The sequence below is a fragment of the Streptomyces sp. PsTaAH-124 genome (genome assembly GCF_000373685.1).
GTDB classification, from domain to species: domain Bacteria; phylum Actinomycetota; class Actinomycetes; order Streptomycetales; family Streptomycetaceae; genus Streptomyces; species Streptomyces andamanensis.
Genome location: NZ_KB892191.1, coordinates 218,162 through 234,406 on the forward strand (window position 1 = coordinate 218,162; position 16,245 = coordinate 234,406).

General features: G+C 74.0%; 10 protein-coding genes. 3 read left to right on the forward strand and 7 right to left on the reverse strand.

Features of this window, described 5'->3' with window-relative positions:
- Positions 1-127: 127 nt before the first annotated feature.
- The 3 genes from B086_RS41065 to B086_RS0128550 all read right to left on the reverse strand — a co-directional run bounded on the left by B086_RS41065 (position 128) and on the right by B086_RS0128550 (position 5,063).
- Positions 128-2,083 carry an MFS transporter gene (locus tag B086_RS41065; RefSeq protein ID WP_018569856.1) on the reverse strand — a complete coding sequence of 652 codons (1,956 nt, stop codon included), beginning with the start codon at positions 2,081-2,083 and terminating at the stop codon, positions 128-130.
- Complete coding sequence (locus B086_RS0128545) at positions 2,080-2,577, reverse strand: MarR family winged helix-turn-helix transcriptional regulator (RefSeq protein ID WP_018569857.1); 498 nt, start codon at positions 2,575-2,577, stop codon at positions 2,080-2,082. The genes B086_RS41065 and B086_RS0128545 overlap by 4 nt, the downstream gene beginning before the upstream one ends.
- Positions 2,578-2,738: 161 nt before the next feature.
- Positions 2,739-5,063 (reverse strand): ArnT family glycosyltransferase, encoded by a 2,325-nt coding sequence (locus B086_RS0128550; protein ID WP_018569858.1) that lies wholly within the window; start codon positions 5,061-5,063, stop codon positions 2,739-2,741.
- Between the two features lie 380 nt (positions 5,064-5,443).
- Here B086_RS0128550 and B086_RS0128555 point away from each other — a divergent pair, with 380 nt between their 5' ends.
- Entirely contained in the window at positions 5,444-5,980 is a 537-nt protein-coding gene (locus tag B086_RS0128555; protein ID WP_018569859.1) for an EF-hand domain-containing protein, read from the forward strand.
- A gap of 65 nt (positions 5,981-6,045) precedes the next feature.
- On the opposite strand, the gene B086_RS0128560 is transcribed toward B086_RS0128555, so the two are convergent.
- Positions 6,046-7,578 (reverse strand): MFS transporter, encoded by a 1,533-nt coding sequence (locus B086_RS0128560; protein ID WP_018569860.1) that lies wholly within the window; start codon positions 7,576-7,578, stop codon positions 6,046-6,048.
- A 397-nt stretch (positions 7,579-7,975) separates the two neighbouring features.
- Here B086_RS0128560 and B086_RS0128565 point away from each other — a divergent pair, with 397 nt between their 5' ends.
- A complete protein-coding gene (locus B086_RS0128565) occupies positions 7,976-9,607 on the forward strand; it encodes a phosphodiester glycosidase family protein (protein ID WP_018569861.1) in 1,632 nt (543 codons plus the stop codon).
- A gap of 72 nt (positions 9,608-9,679) precedes the next feature.
- Here the strand turns inward: B086_RS0128565 and B086_RS0128570 are convergent, their stop codons facing one another.
- Together B086_RS0128570 and B086_RS0128575 are read right to left on the reverse strand one after the other, a co-directional pair.
- Positions 9,680-11,194 carry a purine-cytosine permease family protein gene (locus tag B086_RS0128570; RefSeq protein ID WP_018569862.1) on the reverse strand — a complete coding sequence of 505 codons (1,515 nt, stop codon included), beginning with the start codon at positions 11,192-11,194 and terminating at the stop codon, positions 9,680-9,682.
- A 244-nt stretch (positions 11,195-11,438) separates the two neighbouring features.
- Entirely contained in the window at positions 11,439-12,497 is a 1,059-nt protein-coding gene (locus tag B086_RS0128575; RefSeq protein WP_018569863.1) for a substrate-binding domain-containing protein, read from the reverse strand.
- Between the two features lie 202 nt (positions 12,498-12,699).
- On the opposite strand from B086_RS0128575, the gene B086_RS0128580 reads away from it, so the two are divergent.
- Positions 12,700-14,202 carry a right-handed parallel beta-helix repeat-containing protein gene (locus B086_RS0128580; RefSeq protein ID WP_018569864.1) on the forward strand — a complete coding sequence of 501 codons (1,503 nt, stop codon included), beginning with the start codon at positions 12,700-12,702 and terminating at the stop codon, positions 14,200-14,202.
- On the opposite strand, the gene B086_RS0128585 is transcribed toward B086_RS0128580, so the two are convergent.
- A complete protein-coding gene (locus B086_RS0128585) occupies positions 14,181-16,184 on the reverse strand; it encodes a DUF2264 domain-containing protein (RefSeq protein ID WP_018569865.1) in 2,004 nt (667 codons plus the stop codon). The two genes, B086_RS0128580 and B086_RS0128585, sit on opposite strands and share 22 nt — an antisense overlap.
- Positions 16,185-16,245: the final 61 nt, after the last annotated feature.

Here is a 16,245-nt window from a genome sequence, read left to right on the forward strand (position 1 = left end):
GGCCCACCTCCGTGTCACGGTGCGGGAACTGTATCCCCGTCGGTCCCGGTCCCCGCCCGTCCCGGTGACCGGCGTCCCGCGCCGGTCACCGGCCGGGCCCGGGGCGGGGCCGGGCCGGGCCCCGGGCTCAGGTCTCCGGGGGGTGCGGTGTACGCGGTGCGTGGCCGCCGTCCGGTGCCCTGTCCCGGGCCGGGGCGCGTGCCGGGTCCGCCGCGGCGGGGCCGGGGGCGACGGCCGCGGGCGCCGCGGCGGCCGGGGCGGCGGGACGGGGCGCGGCGGGTGCCGTCTTCGGTGCGGCGAGGGCGGTCCGTACCGGGCGCGAGCGGATCAGCGAGGCCGCGGCGGCGGCCAGGGACATCGCGATGGCCAGCGAGAAGACCACCACGAGCCCGTCGTGGAAGGGCTGCGAGATCAGGTGCGGGAAGAACTCGCGTCCGGTGAGGTGCCCGACGGCCGACGGCGACAGATGGTCCAGGATGGACGGGCCGAGCAGGTGTTCGATCGGGTTGTAGCCGAGGAACGCGGCGAACAGCACCCCGACCGGTGGCAGCCCGGCCACGGTGTGCGCGGCCGCGTCCGGCACGCCCTGCGCGGTGAGCCCGGAGGTCAGGGTGTGCGGCAGGGTCCCGGAGAGACCGGCCACCATCAGCGAGAAGAACACGCCCATGGACAGCACCATGCCGGCGTTCTGGAAGGTGGCCCGCATCCCGGAGGCCGCGCCGCGGGCGTCGGCCGGCACGCTCGACATGATGATCGACGTGTTCGGCGCGGCGAACAGTCCGCCGCCGAGCCCGTTGAGGAGGATCAGCACGGCGAACGTCCAGTAGTCGAAGTCGCTGGGCAGGACGAGCAGTCCGGCGAACGACACGGCCATCACCACGAACCCGGACGCGGCGAAGAGCCGGGCCCCGAACCGGTCCGACAGCGCCCCGGAGACGGGACCGGCGAGCAGGAACCCGATGGTCAGCGGGAGCATGTAGATGCCCGCCCACAGCGGGGTGTCGACGTAGTCGTAGCCGTGCAGCGGCAGCCAGATGCCCTGGAGCCAGATGATCAGCATGAACTGGAGTCCGCCGCGGGCGACGGCGCCGAGCAGGGTGGCCGCGTTGCCCCCGGCGAAGGCCGCGTTGCGGAACAGCGCCAGCGGGAACATCGGTTCGGCGACCCTGGTCTCGATCACGCAGAACGCGGCGAGCATCGCCAGGCCGCCGAGGAGTCCGGCCAGCACCCAGGGGTTGGTCCAGCCCATGGTGTGGCCGCCGTAGGGCTGGATGCCGTAGGTGATGCCCGCGAGCAGCGCGGTCAGTCCGACGGCGAAGGTGATGTTGCCCCACCAGTCCATCCGGCCGGGGCGGCGCACCCCGGTCTCGCGCAGCGACCGGTACGCCCAGACGGTGCCGATCAGTCCGATGGGCACGTTGACCCAGAACACCGAGCGCCAGTTCCAGGTGACGAGCAGTCCGCCGAGGACCAGTCCGAGGAACGAACCGGCGATGCCCGCCACCATGTTGACGCCGAGCGCCATGCCGCGCTGCCGGGCCGGGAAGGCGTCGGTGAGGATGGCGGCGGAGTTGGCCATCAGCATGGATCCGCCGACGGCCTGCACGATGCGCCAGCCGATCAGCCACAGCGCGCCGCTGCCGCCGTGGAAGGGGTCGAGGGAGAGCACCACCGAGGTGAGCGTGAAGACGAGGAAGCCCGCGTTGTAGATGCGGACGCGGCCCATCATGTCGCCGAGCCGGCCCAGGGCGACCACCAGCACGGCGGTCACCAGCATGTAGCCCATCAGCATCCACAGCAGATAGCTGACGTTGGCGGGTTCGAGCGGGTCGAGGCGGATGCCGGTGAAGATGCCCGGCAGCGAGATGAGCACGATGGAGCTGTTGATGGTGGCGAGCAGCATGCCCACCGTGGTGTTGGTCAGCGCCACCCACTTGTAGCGGGGGTGGTCGACGTCGATCCGTGGGCCGCGGGCCTTGCGCGCCGGGGCGGCGTCCGGGCGCGCGGCGGCCGGGCCGGTTGTCCTGCCCGTGCCGTCGTCGTGCCCCGGACCGTCCGTGCGGCCGGTGTCCTCGGTGGTCATCGCAGGCTCCCGGTGGTGTGGGGTCCGGGCAGCGGGCGCGGCGGCACGGCGTCGTCGCCGAGCATCCGCCGCACCAGCGGCAGGGCGGTGCGTATCGCTGTTCCCAACGCCTGTCGGTCCTCCTCGGGCAGAGTGGTCAGCAGTTCGGCCAGCCGGGTGTCGCGTGCCTCGCGGCGGGCGGCGAGCACGTCCCGGCCCGCCGCCGTGACGCCGACCAGGGTGGCCCGTCCGTCGTCGGGGTCGCCGACGCGCAGCACGAGGCCCTGGGCCTCCAGCCGCTGCACCAGCTGGGTCATGGACGGCTGGCTGACGCCCTCGGCCACGGCCAGCGCGGTCAGCCGGGCCGGGCCCTCGCGTTCGAGGCGCGCCAGGGTGGCGGCGGCGGTGAAGCTCAGCTCCCGCCGGTCCGCCAGGGCCCGCACGACCGCCGAGGCCAGATCGGCGAGTTCCCGTGCGGTGTCCCGCGGGGAGCGGGCGGGCTGTGACTGGTCCATTACTTCTTCGTATCACGCGCTTATATAGGTGCCCTATCAAATCTCCGTAAGAAAATATTGGGAACAGGGGGCGGTCGAAGCGCGGGGCCTCCCGGGGCGTGCCGGATCGCGCCGGGGCACACCCGGGAGCACGCCGGGGCGCCCCGGGGACACGGCGGCTGTCAGTGACCGGGGCGCGACGGCGCCGGTGGCCGGGGCGCGGTGGCCGTCAGGCGGCCGGGGTCGCAGCGGTAGAGCGTCTGCGGGGCCGCCGCCGTGCCGCCGGGTGCGGCCGCCGCTCCCCCGGCGGTGGCGGTGGCGGTCCGGGCGGGGCGCCCGGCGCCGTAGGCGGAGGCGGGGACCACGGAGCAGTCCGACCTGACGCGGGCCGTGATCCGCTCCGCGGTGCTCGGCGCCCCGTCTCCGCCGAACAGCGGGGCGAGCCCGCGTCCGCCGCCCACCAGCACGTACCGCAGCCGGCCGGTGTCCACCAGGTTCCGGAACCCCGCCTCGGTGGGGAACGGCACCCGGCCGCTGAAGCCGCCCAGCGGCAGCACCCTGGCCCCGGCGCCGAGGATGTACGGCGAGGCGCCGTTCCAGCCGGTGGTCGCGAAGACGTACGCGGCCCGTCCCTGGTGGGCGCGCGTGTAGGTGAGCAGCTTGCGCTGGTCGGCGCTCAACTGGTCCTCGCCGCTGAGGATGTTCAGCGGTCCGCCGCCCCCGGCCGCCCTTCCGGTGCGCTGTCCGGACCGCGCCGCCCGGACGGAGGGGGCGGTGTCCGCTCCCGCGCCGCTCGCCGGTGCTCCCTGGGCGGGAGCCGCGGCGGGTCGCGGACCGTGCTGCCCCGAGCCGCCGGCCGGGCCGACCGCCCCCATGGCGGAACTCGCGGCGGCGGGGTCGAAGACCTGTGCCGTCCAGACGCCCGGCGCGGTCAGCACCGCCGCGACGGACGCGACACCGCCGGCGACCGCGATCCGCCCGGCGAAGCGGCCCCGTCCGGGCCGGGCGGCGAGCAGCAGCATCGCCGCCGCGAGGCCGAGGACGGCGACGGCGGGCGCCGGCCAGGCGAGGAAGGAGGAGTATCCCGAGGCGAGGTACGCGCTCCAGGCGGCCGTCGCCGCCACCGCGCCGGGCAGCACCAGAGCGCGTCGGCCGCCGCCGCGGTGGGCCCGCCGCAGCAGGGCGGCCCCGCCGCCGGTGAGGGCCGCCAGCGGTGCCGCGATCACTCCCATGTAGTAGGTGTGGCCGCCGATGCTGCCCGCGCTGAAGACCAGGAAGAAGGTGGCGAGCCAGGTGCCCCACAGGACGAACCCGGCGCGGAGCGGGTCGGTGCGGGGCCGGCCCCGGCGCCACAGCACCCCGCAGACCAGGGCGAGGGCGGCGAACGGGTAGAGCCAGCCGGTCTGGACGGCGATGGCCGGGTCGAACATCTTCAGCCAGCCCTTGCGGTCGCTGCCCCAGGCACCGGCGGCGCCGCCCGGTCCGGCGGCGGGGCCGCCGACTGCGGTGGCGGGCGCGGCGGTCCGCTCCCCGCCCGTGCGCGCGTCCGCGCCTCGGTCCGCGCCCGGCGCCGTGTGCCGCTCGCCGCGGCCGTCCCCGCCGTGGCCGCCCCCGCCCTGGGTGGCGCTGACGCTGCCGGTCGCGGCGGCGCTGACCCCGAGCGAGGAGAAGCGGTTCAGGAAGTTGTAGCCGACCACCATGCCGAACGCGGAGTTGTCCGTCGTGCCGTCCACATAGGGGCGGTCGGCGGCCGGGGTGAGGGCGACGGCCAGCATCCACGACGCCGACACGGCGGTCATGACGAGCCCGGACAGGGCGAGGTGGGCGAGGCGCCTGCGCAGCGCGACCGGTGCCGAGAGCACATAGGTCACGGCGAGCGCGGGCAGGACCGCCCAGGCCTCCAGCATCTTGGCCTGGAAGGCGAGCCCGACCCACACACCGGCCCACAGCAGCGGACGCACCCGGCCGCCGAGCGCCGCGCGCCGGGTGGCCTCGGCGGCCAGCAGCAGGCACAGGGTGAAGGCCGCGTCCTCGACCGCCGTGCGGAAGACGCCGACGGCGGCGGGGGTCAGCAGGAACGCCGCGCAGGCGGTCAGCGCCGCGCCCGCACCGGCCCAGCCCCGCACCAGGCGGTGCAGCACCAGGACGCTCGCCACCCCTTCGACCGCCTGCGGAAGCGCCAGTGTCCAGGGGTGGAAACCGAGGATCCGGGCGCAGAGCGCCTGCGGCCACAGGAATCCCGGCACCTTGTCGAGCGTGATGGAATTCGCCGGGTCGAAGGACCCGTAGAAGAACGCCTTCCAGCTCTCCGACATACTGCGGGCGGCGTTCGCGTAGAACGTGTGATATTGGCTGTGGCCGATTCCCCAGGCGTAGAGCACGGCGGCCGCCACGGCGATGAGCAGCAGCGCCGGGCGCTCGTACCGGGGTCGGCCGGCCGTCCTGTCCGGGGAGGCCGGGCGGTCGGCGCGCGGGGCGCCGGGCTGGTCGATAACTGTCGTAGCCATACGCGGCAGTGTTCGGCACGACGGGTGCGCGGACCTTCGGGGCAGGCCGCTTCTAGGAATTTCTCATCCGCACCGGAAATTCCTTTGCCCCGTGCCGCATTTCTTTCTCGGCCACGTACTCGCCCCTGATCCTCCCTTTACCTTTCCCGTACGTCTGCTTACCTTTCCCTACGTCTGCACGCATACGTACGTCCGCCCGGGTGCCCGGAGGCGCTTTCCTGGCCGGGTCCGGTTCATGCGCCGTGGGAGCGATTCCCCTCGTTCGAGTGCAAGCGCCCGGCTTTCCCGGGCGGGCCGTTCCGCGCCGCCGGATAGTGAAGCCGCCGCCCGGCCCGGAGCCGCGCGCGGTCTGCTGAGCACATCGAAGAAGTGAGGGCTTCATGCGTACTCCTGAGGCGAACGACCGGATCCAGCTCGTCTTCTCGCTGTTCGACGCCGACGGGAACGGCTTCCTGGAACCGGACGACTTCGAGCTGATGGGCACCCGGGTGGTCGCGGCGGTTCCCGGTGCCGGTGACGCCGCCAAGGGCGCGCTGCTCGGTTCCCTGCGTCGGTACTGGACGACGCTGGTCACGGAGCTGGACGCCAACGGCGACGGCCGGATCAGCCCGGAGGAGTTCACCGCCTGTGTGCTGAACCCGGAGCGGTTCGCCGAGACGGTCGACGAGTTCGCGCGGGCACTGTCCGCGGTGGGCGACCTGACCGGTGAGGGCTTCGTCGCCCGCCCCGACTTCATCGCCCTGATGACGGCCATCGGCTTCCGGCAGCCGAACATCGAGGCCCTGTTCGACGCGCTCGGCCCGGCGCAGGGCGACCGGGTCGCCGTGGACGCCTGGGCGGAGGCGATCCGGGACTACTACCGCCCGGAGAAGTCCGGCATCGCGGGTGACCTGCTGACCGGGAAGGCCGCCGGGTGATCCGGCCCGCAGCGGCCTGACCCGGCCCGACGCGGCTGCGGCCCGACGCGACCTGGCGAAAGACCCTAGCCCCCCGGCTTCCGTGTGGCCCGGTACAGCTCGGCCGAGGTGGAGACCAGTTCGCGCTGCTCCTCCTCGGACCCGACCATCGGCTGGGAACCGCTCAGCGGCACCTGCGCGCTCTCCGGGAGGAACTTGACGGTCACCAGACCGATGACACCGGCGAGCATCAGGTAGTAGGCGGGCATCAGGTCGTCGCCGGTGGCGCTGACCAGCGCCGCGGTGACCAGCGGGGTGGTGCCGCCGAACGCGGCGACGGCGAAGTTGAAGCCGATGCCCATGGCGGCGTAGCGGACGGCGGTGGGGAACAGCGCGGGCAGGGTGGCGGCGCTGGGCGCGGCGAAGCAGGCCAGCAGCGTGGACAGGATCAGCACGCCCGCGATCGGCGGCCAGGTGCCGTGCATCTTGAGCAGCAGGAAGGAGGGGATGGCGAGGACGATCATCGCGGCGGCGGCCACCCCGTAGACCGGCCGCCTGCCGACATGGTCGCTGAGGCGGCCGATGAAGGTGATGAGCAGCACGATCCACACCATGCCCAGCAGCACCAGCAGGTCGGCGGAGCTGCTGGAGCGGTGCAGGGTCTCCGTCTGATAGGTGGGCAGATAGCCGGTCACCATGTAGTTGGTGACGTTGTAGAGCAGCACGATGCCCATGCAGATGAGCAGCGCCGCCCAGTGCTTCTTGACGATGGTCCGGAACTCGCTGCCCGCGGACTGCTGGGCGAGGCTCTTCTCGTGCTCGTCGAGCTGCTGCTGGAAGGCGGGCGACTCCTCCAGCTTGAGCCGCATGTACAGTCCGATGCCGCCGAGCGGACCGGCGATCAGGAACGGGATCCGCCAGCCCCAGGAGAGCATCTGGGGATCGGTGAGCAGGAAGTTCAGCACAGTGACCAGGGCGGAGCCCAGCGCGTACCCGACGAAGGTGCCGAAGTCGAGCCAGCTGGAGAGGAAGCCGCGGCGCCGGTCGGGCGAGTACTCGGCCACGAAGGTGGTGGCGCCGCCGTACTCGCCGCCGGTGGAGAAGCCCTGGACCATCCGGGCGAGCAGCAGCAGCACCGGGGCGGCGATGCCGATCGTGCCGTAACTGGGGATCAGTCCGATGGCGAATGTGCCGGCCGCCATCATGATCATGGTGGTGGCGAGCACCTTCTGCCGTCCCAGGCGGTCGCCGAGCGGGCCGAAGAAGAGGCCGCCGAGCGGACGCACCACGAAGGCGGCGGCGAAGGTCGCGAACGAGGAGATCACCTGGGCGCCCGGTGAGGCGCCGGGGAAGAAGACCTTGCCGATGGTGGCGGCGAGATAGCTGTAGACGCCGAAGTCGAACCACTCCATGCAGTTGCCGAGGGCGGAGGCGCCCACCGCGCGCCTGAGCAGCGGCGGTTCGACGACCTGGACGTCCTCCTTGCGCAGCGCGCGCCTGTTCCGCCGCAGTCTGCGGGTCAGTTCCTCGCGGACCTGCCGGGGCATGCTCGCGACGGTCTCCCGCAGTCGCTCCCCGCCCGAGGAGCCGGTCTGTCCGTCAGGTGTCACATCCACCACCACGCCACCTTGCCTGTTCGCCCGGTCGTCGTCTGTCGTCCGTCGCCGGTCGCCTGCCGTCCGTCGCCGCGGGCCCGCGTCCGCCGTTGTCCGCCTCGGCTTTTCTTCTCCGGTTTCCATAGTTTTTTCCGTCTTTGTCGTGCAGGGACATTGTGCTGAAGATCGGCAACCTCTGCCCGGCGGGACGGCTGCCCCGTCCCGCGCTCTTCACTCGTCACTCCACCCGTCGGGCGCTCACGGCACGCCCGGCCACCCGTCGCGCAGGTGTTCGTCGAGTGTTCGCCGCGCCGTCACCGGCCGGAGCCGGCTCCGCTCCCGCCCGCGGGTTCTCATCGGTTCCGACAGATGGCCGACACAGCCCGTGCGGGTCCCAGGCCAGAGGAGCAAGGAGAACGCCATGAGCCATCAGCGCGCCCGGTACACCGCGCGAGCACGCGTACTGCTCGGCGCCGGCGCGGTGCTCGCCGTCGTCGCGTCGGGCGGACTGTGGGGAACGGCCGAGGCCGCCGCGCCCGGCCCGGCGGCCATCGGCCGTCCGGCCGCGCCCGCGCCGGTCTGGACGACCACGACGCTCGCGCCGGGCGTGCAGGTGCGCAGCGCGACCATCGAGAACACCGCCGCGAGACCGCTGTGGACGGTCACCGTGCAGGCACCGGCCACCAGCCGCCTGAGCGGCGCCGCGACCTGGGCGCCGCTGGGTTCGCGGTCCTGGGCCGACGCGACCGCCGAGCGGTTGCGGGCGGGCGGCTTCGTGCCCCGCGTGGAGCCGGTGCGCTGGCCCGCGTACGCCGACACCCCGCACGGCGTCATGGGCCTGCGGGTCCGGATCGGCTCCTACGCCACCGAGGCCGCCGCGCGCGCCGCCGCCCAGGAGGTGACGGCGGCCGGGTTCCGCACCGCCGTCGACTGGACGGGCTACGACGCCGACCAGCCCGCCGACCGGCAGAACGTGCACGTCGCCGTGGTCGACCCGCGCACGTTCACCGGTACGGTCCAGGGCACCCACGACGGCGCCGTGGCCCGGCGCGCGACCACCTCGTCGGTCGCCGCGAAGCTGGGTTCGCTGGTCGGGGTGAACGCGGGCTTCTTCGTCACCTCCGACGCCGACGGCGTGCAGGGGACGCAGTCGGGGCTCAGCGCGGACGACGGCGAGCTCCAGTCGATGGCGGCCGGTTCCCGGGCGGCACTCATCATCGAGGACGGGGGCCGCCGGGCCCGGGTGGCGGACCTGACGTCGACCGTCACCGTCCACGCGGGCACACGCAGCCACGCGGCCCAGGGCATCAACCGGACGCCCGGACTCGTCCGCGACTGCGGGCGCCCGGGAGCGGCGCCCAGCGAACGCCCCTGGCAGGACGTCACCTGCCGCTCCACCGACGAACTGGTCCTGTTCACGGACGAGTTCGGGGCGCCGCTGCCCACCGGCCCGGGTACGCAGGCCGTCCTGGACGCCCAGGGCCGGGTCGTGTCGGCCGGGGCCCGCGGCGGCTCGGTCCCGGCGGGCGCAAGGGTCGTGCAGGGCATCGGTCCGGCCGGCGACTGGCTGGCCGCCCACGCCCGTCCCGGGCACCGGATCGGCGTCGAGGAGGTCGTGCGCGACACGGCGGGCCGCCGGGTGCGGCTCGGCCGCGGCGACAGCATCGTCAGCGCCGCCCCCACCCTCCTCGCTCATGGCCGGATCCACATCGACGCGGCGGCCGAGGGCGTCGTCGATCCCCGGGACCTGTCGTTCGGCTACGCCTGGTCGAACGTCCGCCAGCCGCGCACCATGGCGGGGGTCGACGCGCGGGGCCGGCTGATCCTGGCCACGGTGGACGGCCGCAGGACGGACGGCAGCGAGGGCTTCACCCTCCAGGAGGCCGCCGTCTTCATGCGCTCGCTCGGGGCCGTGGACGCGCTCAACCTCGACGGCGGCGGCTCCACCGCCATGGCGGTCGGCGGCGTCCTGGTCAACAACCCCTCGGACGCCACGGGCGAGCGCGCGGTCGGCGGCACCGTCCAGGTGCTGCCGGGCCGGACCCGGCCGTGACCCGGGCCGGGGCGGTCGCTTCCGGCGTCGGCCGGGCCGCCCCGGCGCGTCCCACCGGGTGCGGGCGGCCGGTCACTCCCCCCGTGGGGTGAGCGGCGCGGCGCCCGGCCGGTCCGCGGGGGCGGCCGGCCCCCGTCCGTCGCGCCGGGAGCCGACCGGCCCCTCAACCGCCTCTGGTGCCCCGGACATCACGGGCGCCGCGGACGTCTCGGTGAGGGCGGGTGCGGTGGCGCGGCGGCACGTGCCGACGACGTAGTAGAGCACCGCCGGGACGACCAGGCCCACGATCCAGGAGATGTCGGCGCCGCCCAGCGGGTCCACGAGGGGGCCGGTGTAGAAGCTCGTGGACAGGAACGGGAACTGCGCGGCCAGGGCGATGCCGTAGACGGCCAGCGCTCCCAGCCGCCAGCCGCCGTAGCGGCCGTCCGGGTCGGAGAGGGCCGGCAGGTCGTAGCGCTCCTTGGAGATCAGGTAGTAGTCGACCAGGTTGATCGCCGACCACGGGGTGAAGAACGTCAGCAGGAAGAGCAGGAAGTCGGCGAAGGAGTCCAGGAAGGAGTTCCGCCCGGCGAGCGCGACGGCGGTGCCCGCGACCATGACGGCGGCGATGTAGGCGGTGCGTCCGCGCTGCGACAGGGCTCGCTGGCCGCGGAAGCCGCTCACCCCGGTCACGATCGACATGAAGCCGCCGTAGGTGTTGAGCACGTTGACGGTCAGTTTGCCGAGCGCGACGACGAAGTAGAGACAGGACGCGACCAGGCCGGCGCCGCCCAGGCCCACGACATAGCCGACCTGGTCGTCGAGGAAGGCCGGGCCCGCGGTCGCCGCCACCAGGACGCCGAAGGCCATGGACCACTGGGCGCCGAGCACGGTGCCGCCGAGCGTCCAGCCGAAGGTCGCGCGGGCGGAGGTGGTCCGCGGCAGATAGCGCGAGTAGTCGGCCACATACGGTCCGAAGGCCAGCTGCCAGGAGGCCGACAGGGACATCGCCAGCAGGAACATCGGCAGCGAGAAGTGGTGCTGGTGGGCGACGACGTCCCCGAGGTCGATCCGGCCCAGGAGTCTGCCGCCCAGATAGAGGAAGCTGAGCGCGCACACCACGCTGGCGACCCGGCCCAGGGCGTGCACGACGCGGTAGCCGACGGCCGCCACCACCGCGGTGACCAGCGCGAACAGCAGGATGCCGGGCACCGGTCCGAGGTGGGTCAGCTTGCCGACGGCCTGCCCGGCGAGCACGGACCCGCTGGCGAAGAAGCCGATGTACATCACCACGACCAGGACCAGCGGGACGACCGCGCCGCGCACCCCGAACTGGGCCCGGGAGGAGATCATCTGCGGCAGTCCGAGCCGGGGCCCCTGCGCGGAGTGCAGGGCCATGACCGCGCCGCCGAGCAGGTTTCCCGCCAGCAGGCCGATCAGCGACCAGACCACGTCACCGCCGAGGACCACGGCGAGGGCACCGGTGACCACCGTGGTGATCTGGAGGTTGGCCCCGAGCCAGAGCGTGAACTGTGAGAACGCCGTGCCGTGGCGCTCCTCGTCGGGGACGACGTCGATGGAACGCCGTTCCACCACTGTCTGGGCCATGATTGCTCCGTCCTGGTGGACACGCTGGACGATCTCGCCAGGCCCGGTGCCCGAGGAGCGCGGACCGGCTGCATATGGCTATGCAGACTATGCACTGATGAATGGAATGCCAATAGTCCGCAGCTTGATCGATCGGACCGCGCAATGATCGATCAGCTGCCGGGGCAGCCGGCCGGTCGGTCCGCAGGACGACCGGCCGGCCGGCGTCCGCCGTCCCCCGCCGGTCGCGAGGTCCACCGCGAGGTCAGTCGCCGCCGCAGGAGGAGCGCACCTTCAGCTCCGGGAGCAGTTCGATCCGGTGGACGGGCAGGGCGTCGCCGTGCCGCAGCCGGCGCAGCAGCAGGTCGACGGCGGCGGCGCCGACGGCGCGCTTGGGCGGGGCCACCGCGGTCAGCGGCGGGGCGCCGAGTGCGGCGAAGACGTCGTCGTAGCTGATCAGCGCCAGGTCCTCGGGCACGGACAGGCCGCGCGCCCGCAGCAGTGCCGGGAGCTGGATGGCGTCCTGGTCGTTGTGCACGAGCGCGGCCCGTACGCCCCGGTCGGCGGCCTCGGCGAGACTCCGGGACACCAGTTCGGGGGCGGTGGCGGGGTCGTCGATGTCGATCACCGGCTGCGGGGTCAGCTCCAGCAGTTCGCACGCCTCGGCGTAGCCGCTGCGCACCCGCAGGGCGGTCCAGGTGTCGCGGCGGGCCGCGAGGGCGACCGTCAGATGGTCGAGCGCGGCCAGGTGGCGCAGGGCGAGCAGGACGCCGTGGTGGTGGTCGGAGCTGACCGAGTCCAGTTCGGCGGCGGGGGTGCCGGCGGCGGCGCGGCGCTCCACCAGTACGGCGGGCACGGGCAGCTCGTGCAGCCAGCGCCGGTCCTCGGGCTCGGCCCTGGACATCCAGTTGGGGGTCAGCATGAGCCCTTCGGCGCCCGACCTGAGGAGCTGTTCCGCCTGCGCGCGGTCGGCTCCCGGGTCGTAGGACGAGATACCGAGCACCAGATGGGCCCCGGCGTCGGCCGCGGCGGCGCGGGCCCCGGCGATCACCTCGTCGAAGTACTGGCTGACGGTGTGGCTGACCGTGGGCACGATCAGCCCCAGGGTGCGGGCGTCGGCCGGGGTGCCGGAGCGCTCGTCGGGCACCGAGACCGAGCCGTGCGCGCGGCGCAGCCGCCCCGCCTCGGCGAGCGCCGCGACATCGCGGCGCACGGTGACGGCCGGCAGGTCGAGACGGGCCGCGAGGTCCGTCACCCGGACCGTGCCGAGCTTGCGCACGATCTCGAGGATCCGCGTCCGGCGCTCGTCCGCCGCGATCGACATGACGGTCCCTTTCTCAGCTGGCCTGACTCCTCGTCGAGGATATCATTCGATAGCTGATTGATCTAGTGCTCAGCTATCGGTCACTCAAGCTCACCAGATGCAATTTTGATCGATATTCGATCGCCTTGTTCGTTTGTATTGACTCGATCGAACGGCGCTCCTAGCTTCTGGGCCCCACCAGCAGCCCAGGAGGAGCACCCTCATGAGCCTCAGAACCCTCGGCACGGGCCTCGTCGCGGCCGCCCTGGCCGCGGCCGGCGCCCTCGCCCCGTCCCCCGCCTCGGCGACCGCCCTCTCCCCCCGCCTCGCCGGCACCACCGTGCACCTGGACTGCTCGCGGTCCACCGACGGTACCGGCTCGCTCGACTCCCCGTACAACTCCCTGGCCTCGGTCGCCGCCCTGACGTTCCGGCCCGGGGACACCCTGGCCCTGGCCGCGGGCACGACCTGCCACGGCACGCTGACCCCGCACGGCAGCGGCACCGCGGCCGCGCCCGTCACCATCGCGCCCTACGGCAGCGGCGCCGCCCCGGTCGTCGACGCGGGCGGCGCCGAGAACGCGCTGCGCCTGCGGGACCAGGACCACTGGCGCATCGGAGCGATCAGGCTGACCGATCCGGCGAGCACCCTCGCCCAGCGGCAGGGCCTGCTCATCGAGTCCACGGACGGCCGTACGCACTCCGGGTTCGACGTCGACGGGCTGATCGTCGACGGCGTGGCGGGCGAGACGAACAAGGCGACGCACGCCACGGCGTTCTCCCAGTCCGCCTGCATCCGCACCGGCGTGTCCGGCACCGGCTCCCTGCTGGCGGATGTCCACATCCACCGCACCCGGGTCGGCAACTGCGGCGGCGGAGGCATCAAGGTCCGCGTCGGCGCCGCCAACACCCTCCTGGGCCACGACGTCCTCGTCGACCACAACACCGTCACCGCGGTCGGCGGCGACGGCATCATCGTCTCCTACGCCGAGTCGCCGCTGATCGAGTACAACACCGCGGCCGCCCTGGGCACCGGCACCTATCCGTGGACCGGCGGCAACTTCGCCGGGATCTGGGTGCTCGGCGACCACGACGCCGTGATCCAGAAGAACGCCGTGTACGGCAGCGTCATGTCGGCCTACGACAGCGAGGCGTTCGACTGCGACTGGGGCAACACCGGCCACTGCACGGTGCAGTACAACTTCAGCAGGGACAACGCGGGCGGCCTCTTCCTGGACTGCGACGGCTGCGGGACCAGCGGCGGCGCCACCGAGGTGGTGCGCTACAACGTCTCCGAGAACGACTGCCGCATGGTGGGCGCCTCGGGCGGCCGGTCGGCGCTGCGCTTCCACAACAACGTCGTCTACTGCCCGGACCGCAGGCTCGACATCGGCGTGCCCGCGAACAGCCTGCTGGAGAACAACATCTGGGTGGGCCGCGCGGACTCCCGGCTGCCCACCGGGGCGGGTGTCTCCTGGCAGTGGAACGTCTTCCAGGGCGTGCCGCGCCCCACGGCCAACGGCATCGAGGGCGACCCGGGCTTCGTCGCCCCCGGCACCGGCGGCGACACCCTGGAATCAGCCACGGGCTACCGGCTCACGGCCGCCTCGCCCGCGCTGCGCAACGGCGGGGTGGTCGCCGACAACGGCGGCCGCGACTACTGGGGTACGCCGGTGTCCGCCACGGCCAAGCCCAACCGCGGCGCCTACGAGGGCCCCGGGCTGTAGTCACCGGGCGCGGACGGGGTCACGGTGACGCCGTCCGCGCGGAGCAGCGCCGTGGTGCCACCGCCGCCGGGCCAGTGGACGACCAGCCGGTGCCCTCCAGGGACGGCGGTGACGGTGGTCCGCGCGGCGGGCGGCGCGGCGGTGTCCGTGCCGCTCAGCCGCAGCAGCGAGACGAACAGGCACTCCTGATCCGTCACGGTGCCGGTGAGCACCGGCACCGCCCCGCACGGCCCGAAGGCGGTACCGGCGGGCAGGGCGTGCGCCGCCGCGCCGCCGAAGCCGTGCAGGGCGGCGGCCTCGGACACCAGCACGCGTGCGGCGGCCGGTTCCGGGGCGGCCTCCGGCCCGGAACCGGGTGCGGGCACGGTGGCCCGTGCCCGCACCCGGCCGTCGCCGGCCTCGGTCTCCACCGCCTCCCCGGCCACGGCCCAGCCGGTGTGGCGTACGGCGGTCCCGGCGGCGGCACCGCGGACCAGGTGCGCGTGCACCTCCAGGGCGCCGTCGGCGAGGACGAGGGAGGTGACGGCGGTGCCGGGCAGCTCGGCGCCCCGGATCCGGGGCCGGTGGGCGGAGGCGGCCCAGCCCGGCCCGGCACCGAGCGGGCGGATCGGGCCGCGCTCGCTCGCCTCCTCGCCGTCGAGCAGCGCGAAGTGGTTGTCGGCCGTCCCCTCGAAGACCGGCCCGGTGGCGGTGGAGTGGGCCAGGCGGGAGTACAGCGGGTCGTCCGGCAGCACCTCGTCGGCGGGCTGGTCGTCGCTGCCGTGGTTGTGCACCCGGACCAGTCCGTCCGCCGCGGTGGACTGGATCAGCCGGCCCGGCGCGGGCAGGCCCAGCACGGTGTCGGCGCGTTCGGCGGGCGCGGGCTCCTCCGGGTCGGTCCACACCGGGTGGTCCGCGGGCAGCAGCAGGCCGAGGAAGCCCTTGCTCGCCCAGTACGGGGAGGCCGGGCCCGAGTACGACTGCACCAGTGGCGGGCAGGGCCCGTACCAGCCGAGGGTGAGCAGGCCGTGCCCGTCCACGGCGCCCCGGTCGAGGAAGTGGCGCAGCGCGCCGGAGGCGAGGCGCCGGGTGGTCCCCGGCGTCAGCGGGGTGCGGCCGGTCAGGGCGCCGGTCCACAGCGCGGCGGCGGAGGCGAAGCGGTAGATGAGCGAGCGGCCCTGGTGCAGCGGGGCCCCGTCGCCTCCGAAGGTGTGCGCGAAGCCCTGGAGATGGGCCTCCAGGCGGGCGCCGTGGCGGGCCAGGAGCCGCTCGTCGCCCGCCAGGTGGGCGTGCAGGACGGGGTAGAGGTGGAAGGCCCAGCCGTTGTAGTGGTCGACGGCGCGCGGGCGGCCGTCGGTGTACCAGCCGTCGCCCAGGTACCACCGCTCGATCCGGGCCAGCCCCCGCGTGACGGCGGCCTCGGCTGCCTCGGTGTGGTGGCCGGTCTCGGCGAGGAAGCCGCCGACGGTGACCTGGAAGAGCCACCAGTTGTTGTCGACGGGGGTGTGGCGCAGCGCCCCGGCGAGCCAGTCGGCGGCGCGGGTGCGGACCGGCGCGGGCAGGCGGTCCCACAGCCAGGGGCGGGTCAGGCGCAGCGCGAGCGCGATGGAGGCGGCCTCGACCATGGCCTGGCCCCGGTCGGTGACGGCGGGCCAGGCCACCGGGTCGCGGCCGGTCAGCTCCGTCTCGGTGGTGGGCGCCCGGGTGCCCGCGGCCAGCCCTTCGGCGTACCGGTCGAGCAGGCCCAGCGGGTCGTGCCCGGCGGCGCCCGCGACGCGCAGGGCGGCCAGCAGGAACGTACGGGCGTACCCCTCCAGGCCGTCCGAGCGCGGCCCCGACCGGCTCGGGCGCGGCCCCGGCAGGGAGATCAGCGCGTGTTCCGGTCCGGCGTGCGGTGCCACCGCGGCGAGCAGTGCGTCCGCCGCCGCCTCCCAGTGGGCGCGGGTCCAGCCGGTGTACGGGCTGCGGACGCGGTCCTCGGGCGGGAAGGGGGGCAACGGCATGGCGGGGCTCCTGGCTCGGGGGTGCCGAATCTAGGAGCCGGGCGATCGATCGTCAATGAGA